Source organism: Aquitalea sp. LB_tupeE, assembly GCF_013391415.1.
Taxonomy (GTDB): Bacteria; Pseudomonadota; Gammaproteobacteria; order Burkholderiales; family Chromobacteriaceae; genus Aquitalea.
The window spans coordinates 1-25,192 of sequence record NZ_JACAXB010000012.1 but is presented as its reverse complement, the minus strand read 5'-3'; the positions used below and the strand labels follow the sequence as shown (position 1 = coordinate 25,192).

General features: G+C 58.5%; 26 protein-coding genes. 10 read left to right on the top strand and 16 right to left on the bottom strand.

All coding sequences use genetic code 11. From position 1 onward, the window contains the following. Positions 1-330: 330 nt before the first annotated feature. From HWX34_RS05185 to murA, 4 genes are read left to right on the top strand one after another with little or no spacing between them, the layout of a single operon-like run. Entirely contained in the window at positions 331-1,233 is a 903-nt protein-coding gene (locus tag HWX34_RS05185) for an ABC transporter ATP-binding protein (RefSeq protein ID WP_178971292.1), read from the top strand. Continuing rightward, positions 1,233-1,988, top strand: coding sequence for an ABC transporter permease (locus tag HWX34_RS05180; RefSeq protein ID WP_178971291.1), 756 nt, complete (start codon positions 1,233-1,235; stop codon positions 1,986-1,988). Before HWX34_RS05185 ends, HWX34_RS05180 begins: the two co-directional genes overlap by 1 nt. 22 nt (positions 1,989-2,010) lie before the next feature. Beyond that, on the top strand, positions 2,011-2,259 hold the full coding sequence (locus HWX34_RS05175; RefSeq protein WP_178971290.1) for a BolA family protein: 249 nt from the start codon (positions 2,011-2,013) through the stop codon (positions 2,257-2,259). A 7-nt stretch (positions 2,260-2,266) separates the two neighbouring features. Next, positions 2,267-3,520 carry a UDP-N-acetylglucosamine 1-carboxyvinyltransferase gene (murA, locus tag HWX34_RS05170; RefSeq protein WP_178971289.1) on the top strand — a complete coding sequence of 418 codons (1,254 nt, stop codon included), beginning with the start codon at positions 2,267-2,269 and terminating at the stop codon, positions 3,518-3,520. 123 nt (positions 3,521-3,643) lie between these two features. Here the strand turns inward: murA and HWX34_RS05165 are convergent, their stop codons facing one another. The 9 genes from HWX34_RS05165 to dapC all read right to left on the bottom strand — a co-directional run bounded on the left by HWX34_RS05165 (position 3,644) and on the right by dapC (position 10,222). After that, positions 3,644-3,805: a hypothetical protein gene (locus HWX34_RS05165; protein WP_178971288.1), complete on the bottom strand. Its 162-nt coding sequence runs from the start codon at positions 3,803-3,805 to the stop codon at positions 3,644-3,646. A 148-nt stretch (positions 3,806-3,953) separates the two neighbouring features. Next, positions 3,954-4,799 carry a VacJ family lipoprotein gene (locus tag HWX34_RS05160; RefSeq protein ID WP_178971287.1) on the bottom strand — a complete coding sequence of 282 codons (846 nt, stop codon included), beginning with the start codon at positions 4,797-4,799 and terminating at the stop codon, positions 3,954-3,956. A gap of 3 nt (positions 4,800-4,802) precedes the next feature. Next, on the bottom strand, positions 4,803-5,096 hold the full coding sequence (locus HWX34_RS05155; protein ID WP_178971286.1) for a lipid asymmetry maintenance protein MlaB: 294 nt from the start codon (positions 5,094-5,096) through the stop codon (positions 4,803-4,805). Positions 5,097-5,111: 15 nt separating this feature from the next. Beyond that, positions 5,112-5,723 carry a phospholipid-binding protein MlaC gene (locus HWX34_RS05150; RefSeq protein ID WP_178971285.1) on the bottom strand — a complete coding sequence of 204 codons (612 nt, stop codon included), beginning with the start codon at positions 5,721-5,723 and terminating at the stop codon, positions 5,112-5,114. Positions 5,724-5,764: 41 nt separating this feature from the next. Continuing rightward, positions 5,765-6,250: an outer membrane lipid asymmetry maintenance protein MlaD gene (gene mlaD / locus HWX34_RS05145; RefSeq protein WP_178971284.1), complete on the bottom strand. Its 486-nt coding sequence runs from the start codon at positions 6,248-6,250 to the stop codon at positions 5,765-5,767. Positions 6,251-6,260: 10 nt separating this feature from the next. Further along, a complete protein-coding gene (gene mlaE, locus HWX34_RS05140) occupies positions 6,261-7,046 on the bottom strand; it encodes a lipid asymmetry maintenance ABC transporter permease subunit MlaE (RefSeq protein WP_178971283.1) in 786 nt (261 codons plus the stop codon). Beyond that, positions 7,039-7,857 carry an ABC transporter ATP-binding protein gene (locus tag HWX34_RS05135; RefSeq protein WP_178971282.1) on the bottom strand — a complete coding sequence of 273 codons (819 nt, stop codon included), beginning with the start codon at positions 7,855-7,857 and terminating at the stop codon, positions 7,039-7,041. Before HWX34_RS05135 ends, mlaE begins: the two co-directional genes overlap by 8 nt. A 297-nt stretch (positions 7,858-8,154) precedes the next feature. Next, positions 8,155-8,976 carry a 2,3,4,5-tetrahydropyridine-2,6-dicarboxylate N-succinyltransferase gene (dapD, locus tag HWX34_RS05130; protein WP_178971281.1) on the bottom strand — a complete coding sequence of 274 codons (822 nt, stop codon included), beginning with the start codon at positions 8,974-8,976 and terminating at the stop codon, positions 8,155-8,157. Between the two features lie 55 nt (positions 8,977-9,031). Beyond that, complete coding sequence (dapC, locus tag HWX34_RS05125; RefSeq protein WP_370459674.1) at positions 9,032-10,222, bottom strand: succinyldiaminopimelate transaminase; 1,191 nt, start codon at positions 10,220-10,222, stop codon at positions 9,032-9,034. 111 nt (positions 10,223-10,333) lie between these two features. Here dapC and HWX34_RS05120 point away from each other — a divergent pair, with 111 nt between their 5' ends. After that, the gene (locus tag HWX34_RS05120) at positions 10,334-11,236 is read left to right on the top strand and encodes a DMT family transporter (RefSeq protein WP_178971279.1); all 903 of its coding nucleotides are present in this window, start codon (positions 10,334-10,336) and stop codon (positions 11,234-11,236) included. Continuing rightward, the gene (locus HWX34_RS05115; RefSeq protein ID WP_370459673.1) at positions 11,233-11,814 is read left to right on the top strand and encodes an N-acetyltransferase family protein; all 582 of its coding nucleotides are present in this window, start codon (positions 11,233-11,235) and stop codon (positions 11,812-11,814) included. The genes HWX34_RS05120 and HWX34_RS05115 overlap by 4 nt, the downstream gene beginning before the upstream one ends. A 1-nt stretch (position 11,815) precedes the next feature. On the opposite strand, the gene HWX34_RS05110 is transcribed toward HWX34_RS05115, so the two are convergent. Beyond that, positions 11,816-12,031, bottom strand: coding sequence for a SlyX family protein (locus HWX34_RS05110; protein WP_178971278.1), 216 nt, complete (start codon positions 12,029-12,031; stop codon positions 11,816-11,818). 158 nt (positions 12,032-12,189) lie between these two features. On the opposite strand from HWX34_RS05110, the gene HWX34_RS05105 reads away from it, so the two are divergent. After that, positions 12,190-12,483, top strand: coding sequence for a DUF2325 domain-containing protein (locus HWX34_RS05105; protein WP_045848761.1), 294 nt, complete (start codon positions 12,190-12,192; stop codon positions 12,481-12,483). A gap of 6 nt (positions 12,484-12,489) precedes the next feature. Here HWX34_RS05105 and HWX34_RS05100 read toward each other — a convergent pair whose 3' ends face one another. Together HWX34_RS05100 and HWX34_RS05095 are read right to left on the bottom strand one after the other, a co-directional pair. Next, on the bottom strand, positions 12,490-13,239 hold the full coding sequence (locus HWX34_RS05100; protein WP_178971277.1) for an MgtC/SapB family protein: 750 nt from the start codon (positions 13,237-13,239) through the stop codon (positions 12,490-12,492). Positions 13,240-13,337: 98 nt separating this feature from the next. Next, positions 13,338-14,144, bottom strand: a complete 807-nt coding sequence (locus HWX34_RS05095) for a class I SAM-dependent methyltransferase (RefSeq protein WP_255496582.1) — start codon at positions 14,142-14,144, stop codon at positions 13,338-13,340. A 90-nt stretch (positions 14,145-14,234) separates the two neighbouring features. On the opposite strand from HWX34_RS05095, the gene HWX34_RS05090 reads away from it, so the two are divergent. Beyond that, on the top strand, positions 14,235-16,520 hold the full coding sequence (locus tag HWX34_RS05090) for a DNA internalization-related competence protein ComEC/Rec2 (RefSeq protein WP_178971276.1): 2,286 nt from the start codon (positions 14,235-14,237) through the stop codon (positions 16,518-16,520). Here the strand turns inward: HWX34_RS05090 and HWX34_RS05085 are convergent. From HWX34_RS05085 to HWX34_RS05070, 4 genes are all read right to left on the bottom strand, one after another. Next, on the bottom strand, positions 16,517-17,413 hold the full coding sequence (locus HWX34_RS05085) for a response regulator (protein ID WP_178971275.1): 897 nt from the start codon (positions 17,411-17,413) through the stop codon (positions 16,517-16,519). The two genes, HWX34_RS05090 and HWX34_RS05085, sit on opposite strands and share 4 nt — an antisense overlap. Continuing rightward, positions 17,388-19,994: an ATP-binding protein gene (locus HWX34_RS05080; RefSeq protein ID WP_178971274.1), complete on the bottom strand. Its 2,607-nt coding sequence runs from the start codon at positions 19,992-19,994 to the stop codon at positions 17,388-17,390. Before HWX34_RS05080 ends, HWX34_RS05085 begins: the two co-directional genes overlap by 26 nt. A gap of 15 nt (positions 19,995-20,009) precedes the next feature. After that, positions 20,010-20,774, bottom strand: coding sequence for a ParA family protein (locus HWX34_RS05075; protein ID WP_178971293.1), 765 nt, complete (start codon positions 20,772-20,774; stop codon positions 20,010-20,012). A 101-nt stretch (positions 20,775-20,875) separates the two neighbouring features. After that, positions 20,876-21,358, bottom strand: a complete 483-nt coding sequence (locus tag HWX34_RS05070) for a surface-adhesin E family protein (protein WP_178971273.1) — start codon at positions 21,356-21,358, stop codon at positions 20,876-20,878. A 395-nt stretch (positions 21,359-21,753) separates the two neighbouring features. Here HWX34_RS05070 and recQ point away from each other — a divergent pair, with 395 nt between their 5' ends. Both recQ and argJ read left to right on the top strand, forming a co-directional pair. Further along, positions 21,754-23,547, top strand: coding sequence for a DNA helicase RecQ (gene recQ, locus HWX34_RS05065; RefSeq protein WP_178971272.1), 1,794 nt, complete (start codon positions 21,754-21,756; stop codon positions 23,545-23,547). A gap of 72 nt (positions 23,548-23,619) precedes the next feature. After that, positions 23,620-24,837, top strand: a complete 1,218-nt coding sequence (gene argJ, locus HWX34_RS05060) for a bifunctional glutamate N-acetyltransferase/amino-acid acetyltransferase ArgJ (RefSeq protein WP_062790944.1) — start codon at positions 23,620-23,622, stop codon at positions 24,835-24,837. Positions 24,838-25,192 lie beyond the last annotated feature (355 nt).

The window sequence follows — 25,192 nt, the reverse complement described above, 5'->3', positions numbered from 1 at the left end:
GCCGGCAACGAGCCATGGGTCATGGCTGCTTTGAGTTTCGTATTGTGTCCCTGATGCTGGGGTGTGCATAAATTGCAACATGGCATATTCCTGGCCTTCTAATACGCTGGCATTACAAATGGCTGAGTCAGCCTGATTCCACCGCGCAGAATGTTGCTGCAGAACCTTTTTGAGTGCTAGTGAAATGTCAGGGTTGGGTTGATTGCCCGACCTGCCCAGACAGTTAGCACTGTAAAACCTGGTGCAACAGTGTGTACCGGTGCCGGCGATTCCCTGTCATGCCGCGTCGGCGGTATAATCGCACTCTTTTTTCAAAGCATTTGATAAGTCATGGGTTCGGCGATCGAAATTAAAGCGGTGAGTAAGCGCTATGGTGCTTTGCAGGCCCTGGATGATGTCAGTATCACGGTTGAACCCGGCGAGTTCTTTGCCTTGCTTGGCCCTAACGGTGCGGGCAAAACCACGCTGATTTCTGCCATGGCAGGATTGTCGCGTCCGGATAGTGGCAGCATCCAGATCATGGGACATGATGTGATCCGTGATTTTCGTGCCGCACGCATGAGTCTTGGCGTGGTGCCGCAGGAGTTGGTTTTTGATCCTTTTCTCTCGGTGAGAGAGACCTTGCGTTTTCAATCGGGCTACTTTGGCCTGACGCGTAATGATGACTGGATTGATGAGCTGCTGAGCAAGCTGGGGCTGGCTGATAAGGCCAATGTCAATTTGCGGGCCTTGTCCGGCGGGATGAAGCGACGTGTCATGGTGGCTCAGGCTTTGGTGCATCGTCCTCCGGTGATGGTGCTGGATGAGCCTACTGCGGGAGTGGACGTTGAGCTGCGCCAGAGCCTGTGGACATTTGTCAAAGAGTTGAATGAAGCCGGGCATACCATTGTGTTGACCACGCATTACCTTGAAGAGGCGGAAGCCTTGTGTAATCGGATTGCCATGCTCAAGCGTGGCAAGCTGGTGGCGCTGGAGAGCAAGGACAAGCTGTTACAGCATGGCAAGGAGCGCGAGGTCGCATTCAAGTTGAACGGGCCTTTGCCGGATACCCTGCTGCCGCGTAAGGTGCGTGAGGAAGATGGCCGGATTGTGCTGAAGCTGCCTGATATTGCGCAGTTGGAGCAAGTGTTGGCGGCCTTGCGTGAAGCCGGCGTCGCGGTGCGCGAGCTGAACGTGATCGAAGTGGATCTGGAGTCGGTCTTTGTCAATATGATGCACGGAGGGCAGGTCTGATGCAGGGATTTTTGACCTTGTTCCGCAAGGAGCTGGTACGGTTCTGGAAGGTTGCATTCCAGACCGTGGCCGCTCCAGTGCTGACTGCACTGATGTACCAGCTGATTTTTTCCCATGTTTTGTCACGTCACGTCGAGGCCTATCCAGGCGTCAGCTACACCGCTTTCCTGATTCCTGGCCTGGCGATGATGTCGATGGCGCAAAATGCTTTTGCTAATAGCTCATCCAGCCTGATCCAGTCCAAGATCACCGGGAATATCGTTTTCCTGTTACTGCCGCCACTGACTGCGCTGGAGTTCTTTGCTGCCTACATGCTGGCTTCCATTGTCCGTGGTATGGCAGTCGGTGCTGGCGTGCTGCTGGTGACGGCATGGTTTGGCCTGCCTTTGCCAAGTCATCCGCTGTGGGTGCTGCTGTTCGCCATTCTTGGTTGTGGTGTGCTGGGTACGCTGGGGGTGATTGCCGGTATCTGGGCTGAAAAATTCGATCAACTGGCTGCTTTCCAGAACTTTTTGATCATGCCGCTGACTTTCCTGTCTGGCGTGTTCTATTCGATTAACAGTTTGCCGCCATTCTGGTACGCCGTATCGCATGCCAACCCGGTGTTCTTCATGATCGACGGGTTCCGTTACGGCTTCTTTGGCCAGGCAGACGTCAGCCCGTGGCTGTCGTTAAGCGTGGTAGGTGGCAGTTTTATTTTGCTTTCCGGGCTGGCTTTGTGGCTGATCAAGTCAGGCTACAAGCTGCGCCATTAGTATCCTCTTTCAGGATGTACACATGATTTCTGCCGAACAGGTCAAACAATATATTGCTGCTGGTCTTCAATGCTCCCACCTGGAGGTGGAGGGCGATGGGCATCATTTTTACGCCACCGTGGTGTCGCCGGAATTTGCCGGTAAGCGTCTGATCGACCGCCATCGTCTGGTCAAGGAGGTGATTGCCACCCGCCTGGCTAGCAATGAGATCCACGCCCTTTCCATCGTTAAGGCAGCGACGCCGGACGAATGGGAAAAACTCCAAGGCTGATTCCTACATGGATAAATTGAAAATTCACGGCAATGGTCCGCTGAATGGTGAAATTCGTGTATCTGGCGCCAAGAACGCCGCATTACCGATTCTGTGCACCAGCTTGCTGACCGCCGACACCATGCGCTTTACCAATGTGCCGATGTTGCGCGATATCTCCACCACCCAGAAATTGCTGCAAGGCATGGGGGTGCGGGTGATGACCGACAATGTGCATGAAATGGAAATCACCGCCGACCATCTGGATAGCCTGGTGGCACCGTACGATCTGGTCAAAACCATGCGCGCCTCCATTCTGGTGCTGGGCCCGACGTTGGCGCGCTTTGGTGAAGCTACCGTATCTCTGCCTGGTGGCTGTGCCATTGGTAGCCGCCCGGTGGATCAGCACATCAAGGGCCTGGTGGCCATGGGTGCCGAGGTGGTGATCGAGCATGGCTATGTAAAGGCCAAAGCCAAACGTCTGCGTGGCGCACATATCGTGATGGATGTGGTGACCGTGGGCGGTACGGAAAACCTGCTGATGGCTGCTGCGTTGGCAGAGGGCACCACCATTCTGGAAAATGCGGCGCGCGAGCCCGAAGTGACTGATCTGGCCAACTGTCTGGTTGCCATGGGTGCACGCATCAGCGGTATCGGTACCAATCGTCTGGTGATCGAAGGCGTGGACAAGCTGCATGGCTGTGACTACGCCATCATGCCTGATCGTATCGAGGCGGGGACTTTCCTGGTGGCTGCCGCCATGACACAAGGTCATCTGGTGCTGCGTAATGCTGCGCCGCGCAGCATGGAAGCCGTGCTGGACAAGCTGGTAGAGGCTGGTGCTGTCGTTGAAGCGGGTGATGACTGGATTTCGCTGGACATGAAACGTCGTCCCAAAGCCATCAATTTCCGTACTTTGCCATATCCGGCGTTCCCGACTGACATGCAAGCTCAGCTGATGACGCTGAACTGTATTGCCGAGGGTGCCGGCATGGTGACGGAAACCATTTTCGAGAACCGTTTCATGCATGTTCCCGAGCTGAACCGCATGGGTGCACGTATTGAAGTGGAAGGTAATACCGCAGTGGTACATGGTGTAGAGAAACTGTCCGGTGCCACGGTAATGGCAACAGACCTGCGCGCGTCAGCCAGTCTGGTGCTCGCCGGTCTGGTGGCTCAGGGCGAGACCATTGTTGACCGCATCTACCACCTTGACCGTGGTTATGAGTACATCGAGAAAAAGCTGGGTGCAGTAGGTGCCCAGATTGAGCGCATCAGTTAAGCGCGCTATTCCCGTCGGGTAGCTTGCAAGACAACACCCGGTTACAGTGCTATGCAGCCTGTGACCGGGTGTTTTGTTGTGAGGGGCAGTTGTTGGCTTGGTATGGGCAATAAGAAGCCTGGCTTAGTGCAACAGAGGAGCCGGTGTTTGCGGATGCTCTGCGTTGTACTCTGCAATGGCTTGTTCCAGGATTTCAGCGGTCAGGTATTGGCCATTGGATACTGCGTGGCGCAGGCAGCGGGTGAGGTACTCCAGTGCCTGTTGAGAAAATTGGCTTTGTTCCATGATGTACTCCGCAATAATAATCAATGAATCTTAGAATCAGTAAATTCTAATATTTATGAAGGCAGGCTTGTTGTCATGGATCAAACAGAAGATACACAAAGAAAAAGCAGCCATTCGGCTGCTTTTTTCATGCTTGCACACAGGCACACTATTGCGCCGCAGAAGCGGCGGCATGGGCCGCAGCCGAGGCTTCCGGGTGGCTGACGTCAGTGATTGCTGGTGCTGCCTCGGATGCAGGGGCTGATGCTGCTGACGGCGCATTGACCAGATCATCAATATTGACGTCATCAGACTGCGTGGGGTTGGGCAGTCCCAGCTGCCTGGCCCGTAGCTGCATGAAGCCGTCGCGCATATAGGTGTAGGGGTCGATGGCAGCAGTGGCCAGACTATCGTCGAAATCCAGGAAGCGCGCACGGGTGTTGACGCCATAGAGGCCGTAGAAGGCGATGGCTTCATTGCTGTTGTGGTAAACCAGATGCTCCGGTCCATTCATGCCCAGCGACACACCGAGACCCAGGCCATCACGTACCGTGCTGGGGCCAAAGAATGGCAACACCAGATAGTTGCTGTTCTTCCAGCCCCAGTGCGCAAAGGTGTCGCCCAGCGAGGTCTTGTTGTTTTTCAGGCCAGCCGGGGTGGCAATGTCAATCAGGCCAAACAAGCCAAAGGTGCTGTTGAGGGCAACCCGCATGATGTCGTTGACGGCCTTTTCCGGCTCGGCTTGCAGCAGGTTGTTGGCTGCACTGTAAACATCCTTGAAGTTGTCAAAGAAGTTGCTGACCGCGGTGCGGAACGGGCCCGGGGTAATGGCACGGTAGCCTTCTGCCGCCGGCTTGATCACCCAGCGATCAGCCTTGTCATTAAAGGCGTACATGGACCGGTTGAACGACTCGTACGGGTCTTGCAGTGAGCTGGGGTGGGTGCTGGCGCAGCCGGCCAGTAACAGGCTGGCTACCAGCAGGCTGCTGCGCAATGCATGGCGCGTGCAGGTCATGGTTCAGTCTCCTTGTGGCCCGGTCAGCAGGCCACGCAGTGCATACAGATCGACAAGTTCGGATAGGCGGGCGGGCCAGTTCAGCAGCTGCAATGGTTGTCCCGCTTGCTGAGCTGCGCGCCTGCAAGCCAGTAGCAATGCCAGTGCGGAGGAGTCTGCCTCGCTGATGCCGGACAAGTCCAGTTGCAGCGGGCCACGCGCAACCCGGGCGGTCAGCGTGCTCAGTAGCTGGCCGCTGCTGTGCATGTCCAGCTTGCCGCTCAGGCGGCCGTTTCCTGCCGTGGTTTCCTCAAACATGGCGATGTTTCCTGCTTATTTGCTGGCCGGGATGGCTGCGTTTTTGTCCTGCAGCATCTTGATCAGGCCATCGACACCGTTTTTGTTGATTTCCTGATTGAACTGGTTGCGGTACACGGTGACCAGACTGGCCCCTTCCACGCTGACATTGAATACCTTCCAGCCTTGCGGAGTCTTGTACAGGGTGTAGTCAACGGCAACCGGGCCCTTGTCGTTGCCCGGCAGGCTGACAGCAGACTTCACCGTGGCTTCGCGGCCGCTATTACCCATGGTGGCATTGGGCTGGATGTCGATCTGGGCATTCTTGAAGCGGGTCATGGTGGTGGAGTAGGTGCGGACCAGCAGGTTCTGGAATTGCTGTGCCAGTGCGCTTTGTTGCGCGGGGTTGGCCTGGCGCCAGCCCAGGCCGACTGCCAGTGCGGTCATGCGCTGGAAGTCGAACTGGGGAACGGCCAGTGCTTCCACTTGCTGGCGAATCTGCTTGGTATTCTTGCCGTTTTCCTGTTTCAGGACGTCCATGATCTGGCGCGAGGTTTCACGAACCTGTTCGACCGGATTGTCGGTGGCGGCCAGGGTGTGGGTACTCAGGCCGAGCAAAACGAGGAAGGAAGCGATCAGTTTTTTCATGGTATCGGTCATTCTTGATGAGTTGTGCACAAGGTCTGTGATTATTGCGCGCCAGAAGCGCTGCTCTTGTTATTGCTACCGGTGAAGCTGGTCATGAACTTGCCGATCAGCTGTTCCAGCACCAGGGCGGAGGAGGTCAGGGTGATGTGCTCACCGGGTTTGAGCTCGTCCGGGTCGCCACCTTGCAGCAAGCCGATGTATTGCTCACCCAGCAGGCCTGCGGTCAGGATTTCGGCACTGGCGTCACGACTGAAGGTGTACTGCTTTTCCAGATTCAGGGTGACACGGGCGCGGTAGGTTTTGGTATCCAGCTGGATGGCGGCCACGCGGCCCACCACCACACCGGCTTCCTTGATGGGAGCTTTCACCTTCAAACCACCGATATTGTCGAAGTCAGCATACAGGGTGTAGGTCTGATCGGCGCTTTGCGGCGTGAGATTGGCCACTTTCAGCGACAGGAAAACCACGGCGGCAATGCCGATTGCCACAAACAGGCCGACCCACAAATCAATAGTAGAGCGTTTCATTCCCTATTTCCTAGAACATGAAGGCGGTGAGGACAAAGTCCACCGCCAGGATAACCAGTGCGGAGGTCACTACCGTGCGGGTAGTGGCTGCGGAGACGCCAGCCGCGGTGGGCGTGGCATCGTAACCTTCGAAAACGGCAATCAGGGTGACGGCGATGCCAAAACACAGGCTCTTGATCAGGCCGTTGACCACGTCATAGTGCAGGTCGACATTGTTTTGCATTTGCGACCAGAAGGTGCCCGAATCCAGGCCTATCATCACCACGCCGATCAGATAACCACCGAAAATGCCCATCACGTTGAACATGGCGGCCAGGATGGGCATGGAAATCACACCCGCCCAGAAGCGCGGTGCCACCACGCGGGCGATGGGGTTGACCGCCATCACGCTCATGGCATCCAGCTGTTCGGTGGCTTTCATCAGGCCGATTTCCGCCGTCATGGCGCTACCGGCGCGGCTGGAGAACAGCAGTGCCGCCAGTACCGGGCCCAGCTCGCGTAGCAGCGACAGTGCCACCAGCGCGCCCAGTGCATCGGCGGAGCCAAAGCGCGACAGCGTGTTGTAGCCCTGCAGGCCCAGCACCATGCCGACGAACAGGCCGGACACCACCACAATGATGACGGACATCACGCCGGCGAAGTAGATTTCGCGAATGGTCAGGTTGAAGCGCAACAGGCTCTGACCCGAATAGCGCAGGATGGCCAGCAAGAAGCGGGTGATGAAGCCCAGCCGCCAGATGGCATTGATGGTGCTGTGGCCCAGTCGACGCAGCGGTGACAGCAGCAGTTCAGTCATGCTGGTTTCCTTTCAGGCCCAGATCCTGCTGCAAGGAGGTGCTGGCAGGATAGGCAAAATGGACTGGGCCGTCGGCTTCGCCCCACATGAACTGGTGCACCCAGGGGGAGGGCGAGCTGCGGATGTCTTGCGGCGTGCCATCGGCCACGATTTCACCATTGGAAACAAAGTAGACGTAATCGACGATATCCAGCGATTTGTGTACATCGTGGGTCACCATGATGGAGGTGGTACCCAGCGCGTCGTTCAGCTTCTTGATCAGATGGGCAATCACGCCCAGCGAGATCGGGTCCAGCCCGGTGAACGGTTCGTCGTACAACATCAGCTGCGGGTCCAGCGCGATGGCGCGGGCCAGTGCCACGCGACGGGCCATACCACCGGATAGTTCAGCCGGCATCAGGGCCTGGGTACCGCGCAGGCCGACTGCGGCAAGCTTCATGATGACCAGATCGTGAATCATGCTGTCCGGCAGGCGGGTGTGTTCGCGGATGGGGAAGGCGACGTTGTCCTCGACAGACAGGTCGGTGAACAACGCGCCAAACTGGAACAGCATACCCATGCGACGTCGATGCTCGAACAGTTCGGCATGGCTCATGCCGGCTACATCTCGGCCATCTACCAGCACCTGGCCGGCACTGGGGCGGATCTGGCCAGAAATCAGCCGTAGCATGGTGGTTTTGCCACTGCCGCTGCCGCCCATGATGGCAACCAGCTTGCCACGGGGAATCGTCAGGCTGATGTTTTTCAGGATGGGGCGTTCGCCATAGGCAAAACTGACATTCCTGAATTCGATGAAATGGTCTGAAGGCACGGATTTTCCGGATGAAAAACGTGATTGGCGTCACGGTTTTACAGGGTTCAAGACAATAGGATTTTATCGACTTGTCTGCTGCTCGCCAAATGAACATGGTTTCAACATGTAACGATGCGGCCAGTTGGCAAGTGCAGGAAATGAAACATGGCACTGATTTCACTTGCCAAACCGTGGGGTGCGAGCAGCGCAGTGGCTTAGTCTTCACCCTTTTGCATGGCAGGAACAAAAGAAAAGACCCGGACAGGCCGGGTCAGTTCCTGAGTCATATGCCGTCAGCAAGACGGCAATGGTGTGTTATACGCCACGCAGCAGGTCGTTGATGCTGGTTTTGCTGCGGGTTTGTGCATCCACTTTCTTGACGATGACGGCGCAGTACAGGCTGTGGCTGCCATCCTTGGACGGCAGGTTGCCCGATACCACCACCGAGCCCGGCGGAATGCGGCCATAAGTGACTTCGCCGGTTTCGCGGTCGTAAATCTTGGTGGATTGGCCGATGTACACGCCCATGGAAATGACCGAGCCTTCGCCTACGATCACGCCCTCTACTACTTCCGAGCGTGCGCCGATGAAGCAGTTGTCTTCAATGATGGTGGGGCCGGCCTGCAGCGGTTCCAGCACGCCGCCAATGCCGACGCCGCCGGACAGGTGAACGTTCTTGCCGATCTGGGCGCAGGAGCCGACGGTGGCCCAGGTGTCCACCATGGTGCCTTCGTCAACGTAGGCGCCGATGTTGACGTAGGACGGCATCAGTACGGTGTTCTTGGCGATGAAGCTGCCTTTGCGCGCCACGGCACCCGGCACCACGCGGAAACCGGCTTCCTTGAAATGGGCTTCGCTCCAGTCATGGAACTTGGTATCGACTTTGTCGAAGTAGCGGCTCACGCCATCGTCCTGTACCACGTTGTCGCGAATGCGGAAGGACAACAGTACGGCTTTTTTCACCCACTGGTTGACCACCCAGTCGCCGTCCACTTTTTCGGCCACGCGCAGGCGGCCGTTGTCCAGCTCGGTGATGACCTGGCCAATGGCGGCTTTCAGTTCGGCGGAAACGGTGGCTGGGGTGATGTCGGCGCGTTTTTCGAAGGCTTCTTCAATCAGGGCTTGAATCGGATGCATGTGATGGAGTCCTTGGGCAATGTGAATGGAAACAGTCATAGCTGGTGGATGTCGCTTATATGGTTGTTGTCTTGACGAAACGCACGATGCGTTCGGCGGCTGCCTGACATTCTGCCAGTGTCGCGACCAGAGCGATACGGATATAGCCGCTGCCCGGGTTCACGCCGTGGGCGGTACGGGCCAGGAAGGAGCCTGGCAGCACGGTAATGTGCTCCTGCTCGAACAAGGCACGGGCAAAGGCGGTGTCATTGCCACCGGGTACTTTGGCCCACAGGTAGAAGCTGGCGTCCGGCAGGCTGACCTCCAGCACCTCGGCCAGCATGGGGGTGACCGCCTGAAACTTGGCGATGTAGGCAGCACGGTTTTCTTCGACATGGGCTTCGTCATTCCAGGCGGCCACGCTGGCGGCCTGAATGGTGGGGCTCATGGCACCGCCCTGGTAGGTACGGTACAGCATGAATTTGGCCAGCAGCGCCGCGTCGCCAGCCACAAAGCCGGAGCGCATGCCCGGGGCGTTGGAGCGCTTGGACAGGCTGGTGAACATTACCAGTCGCTCAAAGCCACGACCCAGCTTGCTGGCGGCTTCCAGTCCGCCCAGCGGCGGCTGGCCGAAATGGATTTCCGAATAGCATTCGTCACTGGCAATGACAAAGCCGTAGCGGTCGGACAACGCGAACAGGTTCTTCCAGTCGTCCAGCGACATCACCGCGCCGGTGGGATTGCCCGGGCTGCACACGAAAACCAGCTGGGTGCGCGCCCATACGCTTTCCGGCACGCTGGCCCAGTCGGGTTGAAAACCCGTGCTGGCGGTACAGTTGACATAGAAGGGTTCCGCGCCTGCCAGTAGTGCCGCGCCTTCGTAAATCTGGTAAAACGGATTGGGTGAAATCACCACCGGTTTTTCAGCCTGCTGGCTGTTGACTACTGTCTGTACAAACGCGAACAGGGCTTCGCGACTGCCGTTGACCGGCAGGACTTCCTTCTCCGTATCCAGTTGCAGGCCATAGCGGCGTTGCATCCAGTCGGCGCATGACTGGCGCAGTTCCACACTGCCCAGCGTGGCCGGGTAAACCGACAGGCCGCCCAGCGATGCGACCAGTGCTTGCTTGATGACATCTGGCGTCGGGTGCTTGGGCTCGCCAATGGACAGGTTGATGGGCGGCTTGTCAGCCGGGACCGCACCAGCCATCAGCTGACGCAAACGCTGGAAGGGATAGGGTTGCAGGCTTTCCAGGTGGGGATTCACGCTTGGTTCTCTCTGTTGCAGTGGGGGGCTGGCCGGGATGTCGGCCGCCGCTGATCCGGTTTGGCGGACTGCATGGCAGTGCCGCAGAATCGCCCATCTTAAGAAATCGTGATGCCTCTTGTAAAACAAAAGCTTCTCGCCATTGTTGCCGTTGTCACCACCGCACTGGTCTGGGGCCTGATGTGGTACCCGTTTCGCGTGCTGAACCAGCAGGGCGTCAGCACGGCGCATACGTCCTTGCTGGTTTACCTGCTGGCAGCCTTGCTGGGGGGCGTGCTGTTCTTTGACGTCTACCGCAAGCAGCTGTGCTGGCATCCGGTATTGCCGTTGCTGGCGCTGTTGTTTGGCTGGTGTAATTTCAGCTACACCTGGGCGGTGTCCGAAGGCATGGTGATGCGGGTATTGCTGCTGTTTTATCTGTCACCCTTGTGGTCTGCCTTTTTTTCACGCCTGTTGCTGCATGAACGCCTGACGCGCAGCGGCTGGCTGGTGGTGGTGCTGTCACTGGCCGGTTGCATGATCATCCTGTATCGTCCCGGCCTGCTGGAAGGTGCCGTCTTGCTCAGCCAGCGTTATGAGTGGCTGGCGCTTTCCGGTGGCATTACCTTTGCCCTGGGTAATGTGCTGAGCAAGCGCGCGCGCGACCTGCCGGTGCCGGTCAAGTCCGCCACCATCTGGGTGGGCGTAGCGCTGATGGGGCTGGTGGCAGTGGGCGCACGTCAGCAACTGGGCAGCTTGCTGGATGTGTCCTGGACCGCTGCACTGATATTGGCCCTGTTAGGCACCACCTTGCTGGCCACCAGCATCATCTCCCAGCATGGTGTCAGCCTGCTGCCAGCCAACCAGACCATGACCCTGATGTTGCTGGAACTGGTGTTCGCTGCCATCTCGGCCTATCTGCTGGCCGGTGAGGCCATGCAAGTACAGGAGTGGCTGGGTGCGGCGCTGATTGGTGGTGCCAGTTTGTTATCCGGCAAAATGACGCAGCCCGTGGCTGCAAGGGAGAGTATGTGAATATCCGACCAATGCGAGCAGAAGACTTTGCTGTGTTCTGGCCAACGTTCCAGTCCATCATTCAGGCGCAGGAAAGCTATGCCTATGACCCGCAACTGACCGAGGCGCAAGCGCGTGCGCTATGGTGTGAGCTACCGCAGGAAACCTGGCTGGTGGAGGAGGATGGCGAGGTGCTGGGCAGCTATTTCATCAAGCCCAATGCCGCCGGGCCGGGCAGCCATGTGTGCAATTGCGGCTATATGGTCGCCCCGGCTGCGCGTGGTAAGGGCGTGGCGTCTGCGTTGTGCGTGCATTCGCAACAGCGCGGCCGCGCACTGGGTTTTCTCGCCATGCAGTTCAATGCAGTCGTGGCCACGAATACCGTGGCCGTCGCCTTGTGGAGGAAACTGGGGTTTGCCGAGGTTGGCCGCGTGCCGGGTGCTTACCGGCATCGGAGTCTCGGCCTCGTAGACTGCCTGATCATGCACCTGTGGTTGCAAGCGCCGGAGGCTGACAAGCCATTGACGGCGTCTGCTCCGCTGATAGCCCGCAAGAATATTGAAGCGGTGGTGTCGCGCAAGCGCAAAAAGAAGGGATGACTCAGTAATGCGGCGGTATTTCGTCGCGCAGCGAGCTGCCGCTGTTGCCGCTGTCGGGCTGGGCGGCCTTGAATTGCTGATATACCAGGCGCAGTTGCTGTTGCAGCAAGTCGATTTGCTGTTGCTGGCGGGCAATGGTGTTGTTGAGGCTGTCTAGCAGGTCGTCCTGGAAGGCGATTTTCACTTCCAGTTCAGTCAGGCGGTCTTCGGTATTCATGCGTGCATTCTACCTTGCTTGGCACATGGCCGGGTATCGGGTGATTTGGTGTTATGGAATAAGAATTCCATTTTTTATTGTTTTTAGGAATTAAATAGCAAGGTTACAGTGCTTCCATTACCCAAGCCGCAGTACGGCGGCACGACAGGAGAATGGACATGGATGCCTTGCTGGTTGGCGGCGACAGCCTGGGACAGATTCCCGAAGTGCTGGCACTGTACGATATCCGGATTGCACGTCATATCACTGGCCGCAACACGCTGCATCAGCGCAAGTTGCCGCTGCCCAAGAATACCCAGATGCTGATTCTGCTGACTGACTATCTGGGGCACAACGCCATGCGCCATTACCGCGACACGGCTGCCGCGCGGGGTATTCCGGTATTGGCCTGCCGCCGTTCTGCCACGGCGGTGGCTGAACGTTTGCAGCATGATGGCTGGCAACCGGCCTGAACGTGTTCAGTTGCGTGCTGGCTGTACGCTGAAACTTTCAATTTCCTCCAGCTGCATGATGGCGCGCGACAGGTCCACCACATTGATCATGTGGTGCTTGTTGATGGCGGACACCATGAAGCCCCAGTCGCTGATCTGGGCGTCAACCTTCAGTGCAATGCTGTCCTCGTGTACAACCACGCCCAGCGTCAGCAGCTCCCGGCACAATTTATCCACAGACCATTGATGCTCGCGCAGCACCGTCAGGTTGACATACAGACTGAAGCGGCGCGGCAGGCGGTTTTCCATCCAGTTAAGCAGGCGCATGCAAATGACGCACAGCACGGTTACTGCAATGGCTGACAAATAAAAGCCCACGCCCACCAGAATGCCGATGACCGAGGACATCCACACCGATGCTGCCGAGGTCAGGCCGCTGATGGACATGCCTTCCTTCATGATCATCCCTGCCCCCAGAAAGCCCACGCCGGTCAGTACACCCTGCGCCACACGCGTCATGTCGCCGTGCATGATGTCCGCATGCATGCCGCCGTACCAGTAACCGGAATAGCCCACCATGCTGATGACCCCGGCGGAGGCCATGGAAACCAGGCCGTAAGTGCGCATGCCTGCAGCCCGCCCGTTGGACCATCGTTCATAGCCCACCAGGCAGCCCAGCAACAGGCCGCCCAGAAGGTTGCAGGTAATCAGTAAATTCACTTCCCATTTTTGTGCCGACCAGTATTGGTCCAGCAGATCGACAAAGCTGATGCTCATGGCTGGCTTTCTTGTTGATGTTTCATCTCAGCGTTATTGCAGGCTAGGCCCTGGCAGGCCATGCAGCAAGACAATTTGCGCCGGCAAGCTGCCTGGCATCAGCCTGTCGTGACGGGGGGGCGCAAGGCCTTGATGATGTACAGGTCGAAGCGGGTGGATTTGCCATCCAGTACCGCAGAAGGTTTGACCCCCTCGATGGGGGCTCCCAGTCGGGGGCGCTTCACCACCACCCGTACCCGTGCTGCGCTGATGGCGGCTTCCAGCAGGCGGGCGCTGTCCATGTCGTCGCCAATCACGTGCTGAAAGGCTTGCATGTCTTTTTTGGCGGCAGCGCTTTTTTTGTCGGTGTCGGGAAACATCGGGTCGACAAATACAACGTCTGGTTGTTGGTCGGCAGGAAGCTGTGCCAGCCAGTCAGCCGAGTTGGCGTGCACCAGCCGCATGCGATTGGCGATATCGCTGGTGTCGGCGGCACGTGCGGCGCGCTCCAGTGCATCAAACAGCAGGGCGGCGGCCACCGGGGAGCGTTCCACCATGGTGACCTGGCAACCCAGGCTGGCCAGCACAAAGCTGTCGCGACCAAGACCGGCGGTGGCATCGACGATGGTCGGCAGGTCTTTGGCCCCCTTCAGCCCTACCGCCTTGGCTACCGGCTGACCTCGCCCGCCGCCTTGCTCGCGCCGGTGACGGGCTGCGCCTTCCACAAACTCGGCATACACCGCGCCGTGTTTGCCGGTGGTCACCAGTTCCAGCCGTTCCGGCCCCAGCTCCAGCCAGTAACCTTCAGACGGACGGTGGTGGATGAGAGGCAGGGCAAAGCGCTGCGCCAGTTCGGCGGCATGCTCGCGGCGGGCGCTCTCGCTACAGAACAGCGCGGTGGGCTGAATAGGGTTAGTTGGCATCATGCCGGCACGATACGGGATGTGCGGCAGTGCGGCAAGCGGCCTGTCCCAGTCGCCATTGCCGCATGACAACAGGCAAGGCATAAGAGGCAGATGCTGAAACTTGCCCTGTTTGTTGCCGGTATCGTGTGCTGTGCTTTTTTGCCTACCCTGCCTTCTTTGTGGAGTCTGGGTGGGCTGTGCTTGCTGCTATGCCTTCTGGAGCGCGTGGCCACGCCCAGGCTGGCCTGTGTTGCCGGGCTGCTGGCCGCCTTGTTGCTGGGGCTGGCCTATGCCGATGCCCGCGCACAATGGCGTATGGCGCAGGCCTTGCCGGCTGTCTGGTGGCAAAAACCGGTGTCTTTGATAGGTGTGGTGCGGGGCTTGCCTGTTCAGGGGCAATACGGTGTGCGCATGCAGTTCGAGGTAGAACAGGTGCTGACGCCTCAGGCCAAGCTGCCAGCACGGGTGCAGTTGTCGGTTTTTGTGCGCAAGGGCGAGCTGGCGCCGGCTGGCGTGTGGCGGGCGGGTGATCGCTGGCAGTTGGCCGCCCGTTTCCGGCCACGCCAGTCCACCGCCAACCCCTTTGGTTTCGATGCCGAGCAATGGCTGTGGTCTGAAGGCGTGCTGGCCAGTGGCACGGTATTGCCAGGGGCAAAGCGACTGGGTGAGGACAAGAGCTTTCTGTCCAGGGTGGATCGCTTGCGTGAGCAGCAGGTGCTGCGCATCGAATCGGTATTGGAGGCTTCACGCGCGGCCAGTCTGGTGGCCGGCTTGACGGTAGGAGCCCAGCAAAGCATTGCGCGGGCTGAGTGGCAAAACCTGGCGCGCACCGGTCTGACTCACGTGGTGTCAATTTCGGGCCTGCACATCACCATGGTGGCCGGTATGGTGGCTGGCCTGGTGGCATTGCTGTTGCGCCGTTGGCCGCTGCCTCGGGTAGCGCCGCGCTTGTGTATCGCGCTGTCCGGTGTGTTGGCTGCGGCCGCTTACGCGGTGCTGGCCGGGTTTTCCGTTCCCACCCAGCGTACCTTGTATATGTTGTGCTGCATGGCCTTGATGCTGTTGACGCGGCGGGTCTGGTCTGGCTTGCACATGTGGTGGCTGGCACTGGCGCTGGTGTTGTTGATCGACCCCTTTGCCGTATTGGCTCCGGGCTTGTGGTTGTCATTCGGGCTGGTGGCCGCCTTGATGCTGGTGTCGGTTGGGCGGAGGCGTCCTGCTGGCAAATGGTTTCAGGCGCTGGCTGGTCAGTGGGCGGCGACGGTGGCCTCCTTGCTGCCCTTGCTGACGCTGTTTGGCAGTTTTCCGCTAGTGTCTCCGCTGGCCAATGCAGTGGGGATACCGCTGGTTTCTGTTCTGTTGACACCATTCAGTCTGCTGGCTGTGGCATTGCCATGGGCATTGCCCTTGCAATGGGCTGGGTGGCTGGCGGAGTGGTTTTATCGCGGGGTGGACTGGCTGGCCGCCTGGCCACCATGGCAGGTAGCGGCTGCGCCCTGGCCCTTGTTGTTGACCGGGGCGATTGGCAGTTTGTGGCTGCTGGCACCGCGTGGCATGCCGGGACGCGTGCTCGGAGCCAGCCTGCTGTTACCCGTTTTGTTTTATCAGCCGCCTTTGCCAGACACTGGCACGCTACATATCAAGGTTTTCGATGTCGGACAGGGCCTGTCCGTCCTGCTGCAGACGCGCAAGCACGCCTTGCTGTTTGATACCGGCGCGGGGGAGGGCGATCGCTGGGTGCTGCCGCAGTTGCGTGGCCTGGGTGTCAGTCAGCTGGATGTGCTGTTGCTATCCCATAACGACAAGGATCACGATGCCGCTGCTGGCGATATTGCAGCCGCCATGCCGGTACGGCGGGTGCTGGCCGGACAACTGGCCACACTGACACAATACGGCTTGCACGGGAGTCTCTGTCAGCGCGGGCAAAGCTGGGTGTGGGATGGTATTCGGTTTGATGTGCTGTGGCCGGTAGCGGGGGCAGTGTTGAATGACGACAACAGCCATAGCTGCGTGTTGCGGGTGGCCAGCCGGACGCAGGCCATCCTGATCAGCGGTGATGCACCGCGTGCGGTGGAGGAAACACTGGTAGCGGACTACGGCACGCAATTGCGTAGTGACATTCTGGTGGTGGGTCACCATGGCAGTCGTACTTCTTCTGCCGCATTATGGCTGGAAACCGTGAATCCCGACTGGATGGTGTTGAGTGCGGGCTTTCTTAACCGCTACCGCCATCCACAGCCACAGGTGCTGGGAGCATTGCAGGCGCAAGGCCGTGTATTGCGTACCGATCAGGATGGTTTGTTAAGCATGACGCTGGGCGATGCCATCTTGCCGCAGTGCTATCGCCAGCTGGCAGCGCGCTACTGGCGCAGCCGTGGTCAGTGCGGCAATGCTTAGGCGGGTTTGCGGTTTACCCGGGCAATCACGCGGTTGCCCTTGCCTTGGTACTCGACGGCATCAAACGACAATTTCCGGGCAATCAGAATGCCGCGCCCATGGCTGGACAGTAGCGAGGTTGCCGGGGTGTCCTGATAGTCCTGCCAGGCAAAGCCATCCCCCATGTCCTGGATGGTGAAACTGAAACAATCCTCTTCCCGCGCAAAGCTGATGCTGACTTCGCGCTGGCCGAGTATTGGGTCCTGCTGACGGCGTTCCAGCTCGGCTTCCCAGTCGCCTTCGGCCTGCAATTGGGTTTTTTGCTGATAACTGATAGCCAGGTTGCCATGTTCGATGGCATTGACCATCAGCTCGAACAGGCCGGTGGCGACTTTTTCCGGCTGGGTGCAGGTACGGGCCAGCAGGGCGGTGACCGTCTGTGCTTCCTTGAGTGTACGCAGGTGGAATTCTGCCTGCTGCAGATGGGCCAGTGCATCCAGATGCTGTTTGGCCAGTTCACGGAAAGCCTGGTGACGGTCCCAGTGGCTTTGTGCTGCTTTTACCACCGCCAGCAGCATGTCGCGTGAGAAAGGCTTGGTCAGATAATAAAAAGCCCCGGCCTCCATGCCTTGCTGCACGCTGGCGGGTGAGCCAATGGCCGTTTGCAGGATGACCGGCAGGAAGTTGAGCTCCGGCGTGCTCTTAATACGTTTGAGCACATCAAAGCCGTTCATGCCCGGCATCATCTTGTCCAGCAACACCATGGACAGGCTGCTGCCTTGCTGTTGCAGGATTTCCCAGGCCTGTTCGCCACTTTCCGCACACACGATTTCGTAACCGTCGGCTTCCAGCAGCTCGGTCATCAGCTCCAGATTAAAGGGCTCGTCATCAACGAGTAAAAGTCGATGGGACATCGTTTCCCCCGGCAGGGCCGCTGGTGTTGTGGGTTCTTGGTAGCAGGGCCGTGAAGGCGGCGCCGCGCGGCACCAGATTCTCGGCAAAAATCACGCCATGATGGGCCTGGATGATTTCGCGGCAGATGGCAAGGCCAAGGCCGGTACCACCCGCCCCGGTCTTGGTGGCACTGCTCTGGATGAATTTGTCGAAAATGGTTTCGATTTCATCACACGGAATGCCTGGGCCGTAGTTTTCCACGCACAGCATGACCTGCTCTTGCTGCTGGCTATCTTTTTGCAGACGTGCCGTCACGCGGATGACTTCGCCATCCGGGCTGAACTTGATGGCATTGGACAGCAAGTTGCGCACGACCTGTCCCAGGCGGAAGGGGTCGATATCGGCAGTCAGTTTCTCTGGTGTGCAGTACAGGTAAATCTTGATATTGCGGCTACCTGCCAGCGGTGTCATTTCATCGCAAGCTTCACGCAGGCAGTGTGACAGGTCGTAATGAGCAATGTGGTAATCCATTTTGCCCACTTCCATCTTGGCCAGGTCCAGCAGGTCGTTCAGCAGTTGCAGCAAGCGGTTGCCGCTGCTGTGGATGCGCTGGAAGTACTGGGCCAGCTTGTCGTCCTGCAACTGGCGGGAGCGCGCTTCGCCGATTTCGGTAAAGCCCAGGATGGCATGCATCGGCGTGCGCAGCTCATGCGACATATTGGCCAGGAATTCGGTTTTGGCGCGGCTGTTTTCTTCGGCCAGCGTCTTGGCCTGGCGCAGTGCATCTTCCATTTCGCGCTGGGCGGAAAAGTCCTGGTACAGCCAGATGGTGCCAAGTTTGGGTACGGACGGATTGACTGCCCGGCCAAACATGCGGCACCAGATCAACTTGCCACTGCCGGTCCGCAGCTTTACTTCGGACTGCACTACCTTGCCGTCGTTGAGCAGGTTGTACAATGCTCGCCCGGTGCGTTCCCATTGTTCCTGGCTTTCGAAATAGGGCAGGGTGGTCTGGCCGATGACTTCGTCTTCCTTGCGCTCGAACAGGTCGAGGAAGGCGCCGTTTACCCGGCGCAGGTGCCGGTCGACAATATAGGCCATGGCCATGGGGCTGGCTTCCAGCAGTGCCGCCAGCTGGCGGCTTTGTACTTCCACCTGTTCGGCCAGGCTGTTTTTCAGCCGGATCAGCGCGGCTTCCTGTTCCTTGCGCAAGCTGATGTCACGGCAGACGGCAACATAGAAGGAGTCGTCAGGGACTTCTACCCGGCTGAGCGACAGTTCTACCGGCATCTGCCGGCTGTCACTGCACAGCAGGTGTGCCTCGAACGGCCGACCTTCGCGGGCAGCGGCAATGGATTCGAAATCGACATTCAGGCTGTAAAGCTCAGTCAGCAAGGAGCCTACCGGCAAATGCTCGATGGACTCGGCACTCTGGCCGATCAGCTTGGCGGCTGCCGGGTTGACATGGGTAATCAGGCCCTTGCGGTTGATCAGGATGATGGCATCCGAACTGGCCTGCAGAATGGCCCGCTGGCGGGCTTCGCTTTCGGCCAGTGCCTGTTCCGAGTGCGTGCGGTCGTTGATTTGTTCGCGCAGGGTGCGATTGTTCAGTTCCAGTTGCTGGTGTTGTCGGCGTAGCAGGGTGCGCAAGGCACGGTTATGGCTGATCTGGCGCTGTTGCAGGATCAGTAGCAGGCACAGGATGAAGGCGGAGCTGGCCAGGATGGCATAGCCTTGCTGGCTGAGTGCAGGCGCGTCTTCCTCCAGCGGATAGGCACCAAACAGCAGATCATAGCCACCAATCTGGCGACGCGTGGTCAGCAAGGGGTTGACCGACGGCAGTGGCTGCATGGGCAGCGAATCCAGGCTGGGGTGGTCTGGTGCTTCCTGGTTCCATACCACCAGCCGCACATGTTGCAGCGGGTTGGGCTGGTCCGGATTGCTCTGGCTGCTTTGCAGCAGCAGGTCGCTACGCAGGTTGACCAGCAGCATGTGACCGTCGTCGCCCAGATTGGCCATGATGTCCAGCCGCGGGATGGCTCCCGGCGTCAGGGTGTTGAACATCAGCATGGGCTGGTTGCGGTTGCGGGCCTGATCCATCTTGCGCCTGGCATTGTCCAGGCTGCCCAGGTCCATGCCTTGCGGCAGGGCATTGCCATCATCCGGCAAATAGCTTTCGACCGGGTAATACATGGGCTGCTGCGGGCTTGCGACCAGATGCCGGTCCTTGAGCATGCGGATGCTGTTGGCAATGTTGGATTCAAATTCGGTGCGTTGTGCCGGGCCGATGCGCCGCACGATGCCGATGCCGCCAAAGCGGCTTTCCTCCTTCAGAACCGTGGGGGCCAGTTCACTCAGGTTAATGGCGCTGCCGGTGGTGTGGCGCTGGCGGATCAGGCTTTGTGCCAGCAGGTCGGTGCGGTCCAGCATTTCCTGCAGCCGGGTGGCCAGTAGTTCGGTACCCAGTTCGCCCCAGTGTTGCAGCTTTTCCTGTTCGCGGATGCGGTCATTGTCCAGCAGCAGCAGGTATTCCGCTGTCAGCAGGGCAATGGTAAGAACCGCACCCAGAAGAAAGGACGTCAGGCGACTCTGGCTTGGCATGTTTGCTGGCAGGCCTCAGGCAAGAGCTTGGTAGAGCGCGGTAAACTCAAGCGACAGCTTGTGCTTGGGGTCCAGGTAAACCATGGGCTTGGCAGCATCGTGAGATTCGCGGATCTTCACCGAGGCGGACAAGGGCGGGTTCAGCACCGGCAGGCCTTCAGCACGCAATTCTGCCACCAGGCGTACCGGCAGGCTGGCGCGCGGCTGGAACTGGTTGACTACAATGCCTTCCACTTGCAGGGCCGGGTTGTGGTCGGCGCGGATTTCATCCACGCTGGCCAGCAGGTTGTATAGCGCCTGGCGGGAAAAGGCATCGCAATCAAACGGAATCAGGCAGCGATCCGCAGCAATCAGGGCAGAGCGGGTAAAGAAGTTGAGCGCTGGCGGGGTGTCGATCCAGATTTCATCAAACTCACTTGCAGCCTGGTCCAGCGCCTCTTTGAGCTTGAACATCTTGTAACGGCTTTCCAGCTTGACCATCAGTTCGCTCAGCTCCGGGTGGGATGCCAGCAGTTGCAATGCGTCAAACGGGGTGGCACTCACGAATTCGTGCAGTTCTTTGCTATACATGCTGATGTTCAGCATCTGGCTAAAGAAACCTGCTGCGGATTGTTCCTGTTGCCGGGTTGCAAGGCCGGTCAGGTAATGGCTGGCATTGCCCTGGGCATCCAGGTCGATCAGCAGTACCTTCTTGCCTTGGCGGGCGGCAACGGCGGCCAGGTTGGCGGTAATGGTGGATTTGCCCACGCCACCTTTCTGGTTGAACACGACCCGACGGATAGCCTGCATGAATTTCCCCTATGACAAAGTCTGCTACGTAACGGACGGCCAGCCATATTCCCGCGTGGATAACATGGCGGAAAACTTGCTGTTTGAATATATCAGAAGCCGGGCTGGCCTTTGCAGACGTATTGCATCTGCTGGAAGCTGGCCGAGTTTTGGGTCACCGGCATTGGTTTTATCTGGCTGTCATTGTAAGTGTAGCTGGCAATCTGGCGTCCGTTCTCGTCCAGCAGCACCATGCTGGTCAGGCGGAAGGTGCGGGCAGAGCAGTCAATCAGCCAACTGTTGATGGAGGTCTTGTGTCTTGGCGTGGACAGGAAGTTTTCCTTTTTCACATTGAAAATGGTTTTCCGGTCGCGGAAGGTCACGGTATTGCCCTGCTGCTTGATCGACAGCTTGTCCAGTTCGTTCAGGATATTGCCATTGGGCGAAACACCCAGGTTTTCCCAGTCGGCATTGGCAGGTGCAGGGACAGGCGCTGGTGCCGGTCGGGGTTTGGTGGGGCTGATTTGGCTTGGTGTGGTGGCGCAGGCGCTCAGCAGGCTGCCCATCGCGGCCAGTACAAGCAGGCGATAAAACATGTTGAATCTCCGGTTGGATGCCGACAGTTTCGCATAGGCTGGGTCAGCGGGGAAATCATGCTGGCTGTCGGCGAGCCCAGGCATGCTTCTGAGGTGTTTCAAGCCCTAGCTTGCGATCTGGCATGCTGATCAACCGTATTTTCATGTAAAAGTTTAAGTATTGTCATTACTTAAAAAGGAACTTTCCATATTTGCGGCTGGTCTGTCAGTAACGAGAGCATCTTTCTCTTCGTTTCACATTGTCTCCATCCAAACTTGAAAGCCGTCCGTTTTGGGCGGCTTCTTTTTTTGTGTGGCTGCGCTTTGCCGTACAATGGCTTCCTTCCCATGACTTCAAACAGGCTATCGGCCTTGTCCTGACCGGAAGCTCCGGCCGGGCCTGGTGCTCACCCCGCATGCAGGACGCACTCACCTTACTTGGCAATATCTTCGGCTATCCGGCCTTTCGTGGTCAGCAGGCGCAAATCGTGCAGCACATCGTGGATGGCGGTCATGCGCTGGTGTTGATGCCAACCGGCGGCGGCAAAAGTCTGTGTTACCAGATTCCCGCTTTGATGCGCCCGGGTCTGGCCATTGTGGTGTCGCCACTGATTGCCTTGATGCAGGATCAGGTCGCTGCGCTCACCGAAGTGGGCGTTGCCGCTGCCTGCCTGAACTCGGCCACCGCGCCGGATGATGCGCGTGATATCGCCCGGCGTGCCCGTGATGGCTCGCTCAAGTTACTGTATGTGGCACCGGAGCGCTTGCTCACCCCGCGCTTTCTCGATTTTCTCGCGCAACTGGATATTTCCCTGTTTGCCATCGACGAAGCGCATTGCGTCAGCCAGTGGGGGCATGACTTCCGACCGGAATACCAGCAGTTGGGCATGCTGGCCGATCAGTACCCGCAAGTGCCGCGCATCGCGCTCACCGCCACGGCCGACCCGCAAACCCGCGAAGATATCCTGCATTACCTCAAATTGGGCGATGCCCGGGTGTTCCTGTCCAGCTTCGATAGACCCAACCTGTTTTATCAGGTGGTGGAAAAGCACAACGCCAAAAAGCAGCTGCTGGACTTCATCAATAATGAATATCCGGGAGCTTCCGGCATTGTGTACTGCCTGTCGCGCAAGCGGGTGGAGGAAACTGCCGAGTGGCTCAGCCAGAACGGTATTCCTGCCTTGCCCTATCACGCCGGCCTCAGTCATGAAGTGCGTGAGCGGCATCAGCGCGAATTCCTGCGCGAAGAAGGCATTGTCATGGCGGCTACCGTGGCCTTTGGCATGGGCATCGACAAGCCGGATGTGCGCTTTGTCGCCCATATCGACCTGCCCAAGAGCCCGGAAAACTTCTATCAGGAGTCGGGCCGGGCCGGGCGCGACGGCCTGCCAGCCTCTAGTTGGCTGTGTTACGGACTGAACGACATGGTGCAGCTCAATCAGATGATTCAGGGCTCGGAGATGGCCGAGCTGCAAAAGCAGGTGGAGCTGTCCAAGCTGGACGCCATGCTGGCCTTTTGCGAAACAGCCAGTTGCCGTCGTCAGCAAATCCTCAGCCACTTTGGCGAGACCAGTCAGCCCTGCGGTCATTGCGACAATTGCCTGAACCCACCCATCACTTTTGATGCCACCGTGCCGGTGCAAAAGCTGCTGTCCTGTATTTATAGAGTGGAACAGCGTTTTGCTGCCAATCACGTGGTGGATGTCCTGCTGGGGCGCAGCAACCAGTCGGTACTCAGTTTCGGGCATGACAAGCTGTCCACCTTCGGCATCGGACGTGATTACAACCAGCGTGCCTGGCGTTCGCTCATCCGCCAACTGGTGGCGCGCAAGATCCTGCAAGTGGACATCGCCCGCGGCCAGTCGCTGGTATTGACCGATGCCTGTCGCCCCTTGCTCAAGGGGCAGGAAAAAATCTATCTGCGTCCGCTGGCAGAAGACAGCAAGGCACGCAGCGTCAATACCGACCGCTGGCTGCGTACCGAGCGTGAGGAGCGCCTGTGGCAAGCCCTGCGCCGCTGGCGACGTCAGACTGCGGATGAACACAATGTCCCGGCCTATGCAGTGTTTTCAGACCGCACCTTGCGCGACATCGTCGAGCGTCGGCCGCAAAGCCTGCGCGAACTGGGCAAGGTATACGGCCTGGGCGAACTGAAGCTGGCGCGCTATGGCGATGCATTGCAACAAATCCTCGATAGCCAGCAGGACTGATTCCGTTACAATCTAGGCACACAACATACAAGCAACAGGCACGTGTCAGCGTGCCGGCATGGAGAATTCATCATGGCAGTCAACCTGACCCCGGTTAGCGCCGATCAACTGGCCATCATTGATGGCATCGAACTGAGCGTGGCAGAAGCCGGCATCAAAAAAGCCAACCGCAAGGATGTGCTGGTCGTCCGTATCGATAAAGGCAACACCGTTGCCGGCGTATTCACGCAAAACCGCTTCTGTGCCGCCCCGGTGCAAATCAGCAAGAATCATCTGGATGCCGGTGTGCAAATCCGCGCACTGGTGGTGAATACCGGCAATGCCAATGCCGGTACTGGTGAGGACGGGCGTCAGCGCGCGCTGTCAGTGTGTCAGGCGCTGGCTGGCGAACTGGACTGTGCGGTTGAACAAATCCTGCCGTTCTCCACTGGCGTCATCCTGGAGCCGCTGCCTGCCGACAAGATCATCCAGGCACTGCCGACCCGCCGCCCGGCCAACTGGGCCGAGGCTGCCGAAGCCATCATGACCACCGACACCGCGCCCAAGGCCACCAGCCGCACGCTGGAAATCGATGGTCAGAAAGTCAGCATCACCGGCATCGCCAAAGGTGCCGGCATGATTCATCCCAATATGGCCACCATGCTGGGCTTTGTCGCCACCGATGCACCGGTAACCCGCCCGGTACTGGAGCAACTGGTCAAGGAAGTGGCCGACCTCTCCTTTAACTGCATCTCGGTCGATGGCGATACCTCTACCAACGACAGCTTCATCCTGGTGTCCACCGGCAAGAGCGCTGCACCGCGTATCGACTCGGTCAATCACCCGGCCTACGCCATCCTCAAGGCCGCGCTGGTGGATGTCGCCACCGAGCTGGCGCAGGCCATCATCCGCGACGGTGAAGGTGCTACCAAGTTCATCAGTGTCAAGGTGGAAGGCGGCCGTTCCGTTGCCGAGTGCAAGGACGTAGCCTACGCCATCGCCCGCTCGCCGCTGGTCAAGACCGCTTTCTTCGCCTCCGACCCGAATCTGGGTCGCCTGCTGTGCGCCATCGGCTACGCTGGTGTCAGCGATCTGGATGTCGATCGCCTCTCCTTGTATCTGGATGACGTACTGGTTGCCTGCAATGGCGGTCGCAACCCGGAATACAAAGAAGAAGATGGTCAGCGCGTGATGAGCCAGAGCGAGATTACTGTTCGCGTGGTGCTGGGGCGTGGTGCTGCGCAGGCCACGGTCTGGACCTGCGATTTCTCTTATGATTATGTGAAAATCAATGCCGACTACCGTAGTTGATACAGCTATTCAGTAGTCCCTGATACAAAAAGCCCGGCCCTGCCGGGCTTTTTGCTGTTGGTGGCAGTGCAGTGGCCGACTTTTTGCGTCAGTCCGGCTGGTTTTCAGTGCCCGGTATAGTCGCCACTCCGCCTGCCTCAGTGCACTTGCAGTAAAACAGTCATCAAACCCTCATTTCATAAAGTATTACCGTTCAGTGACTTAGCAGCTGGTTGGCCGGGTTATTAGCAAAATCTGCAGATTTCTTCGCACAAAGTGTTGACGAGGGTGGGGCTGTGACGTATAGTTCGCCTCCTCAGCAGACAAGGCAGCGACGGAAACGAAACGCAGCGACCTGCACCGCTCTTTAAAAAAC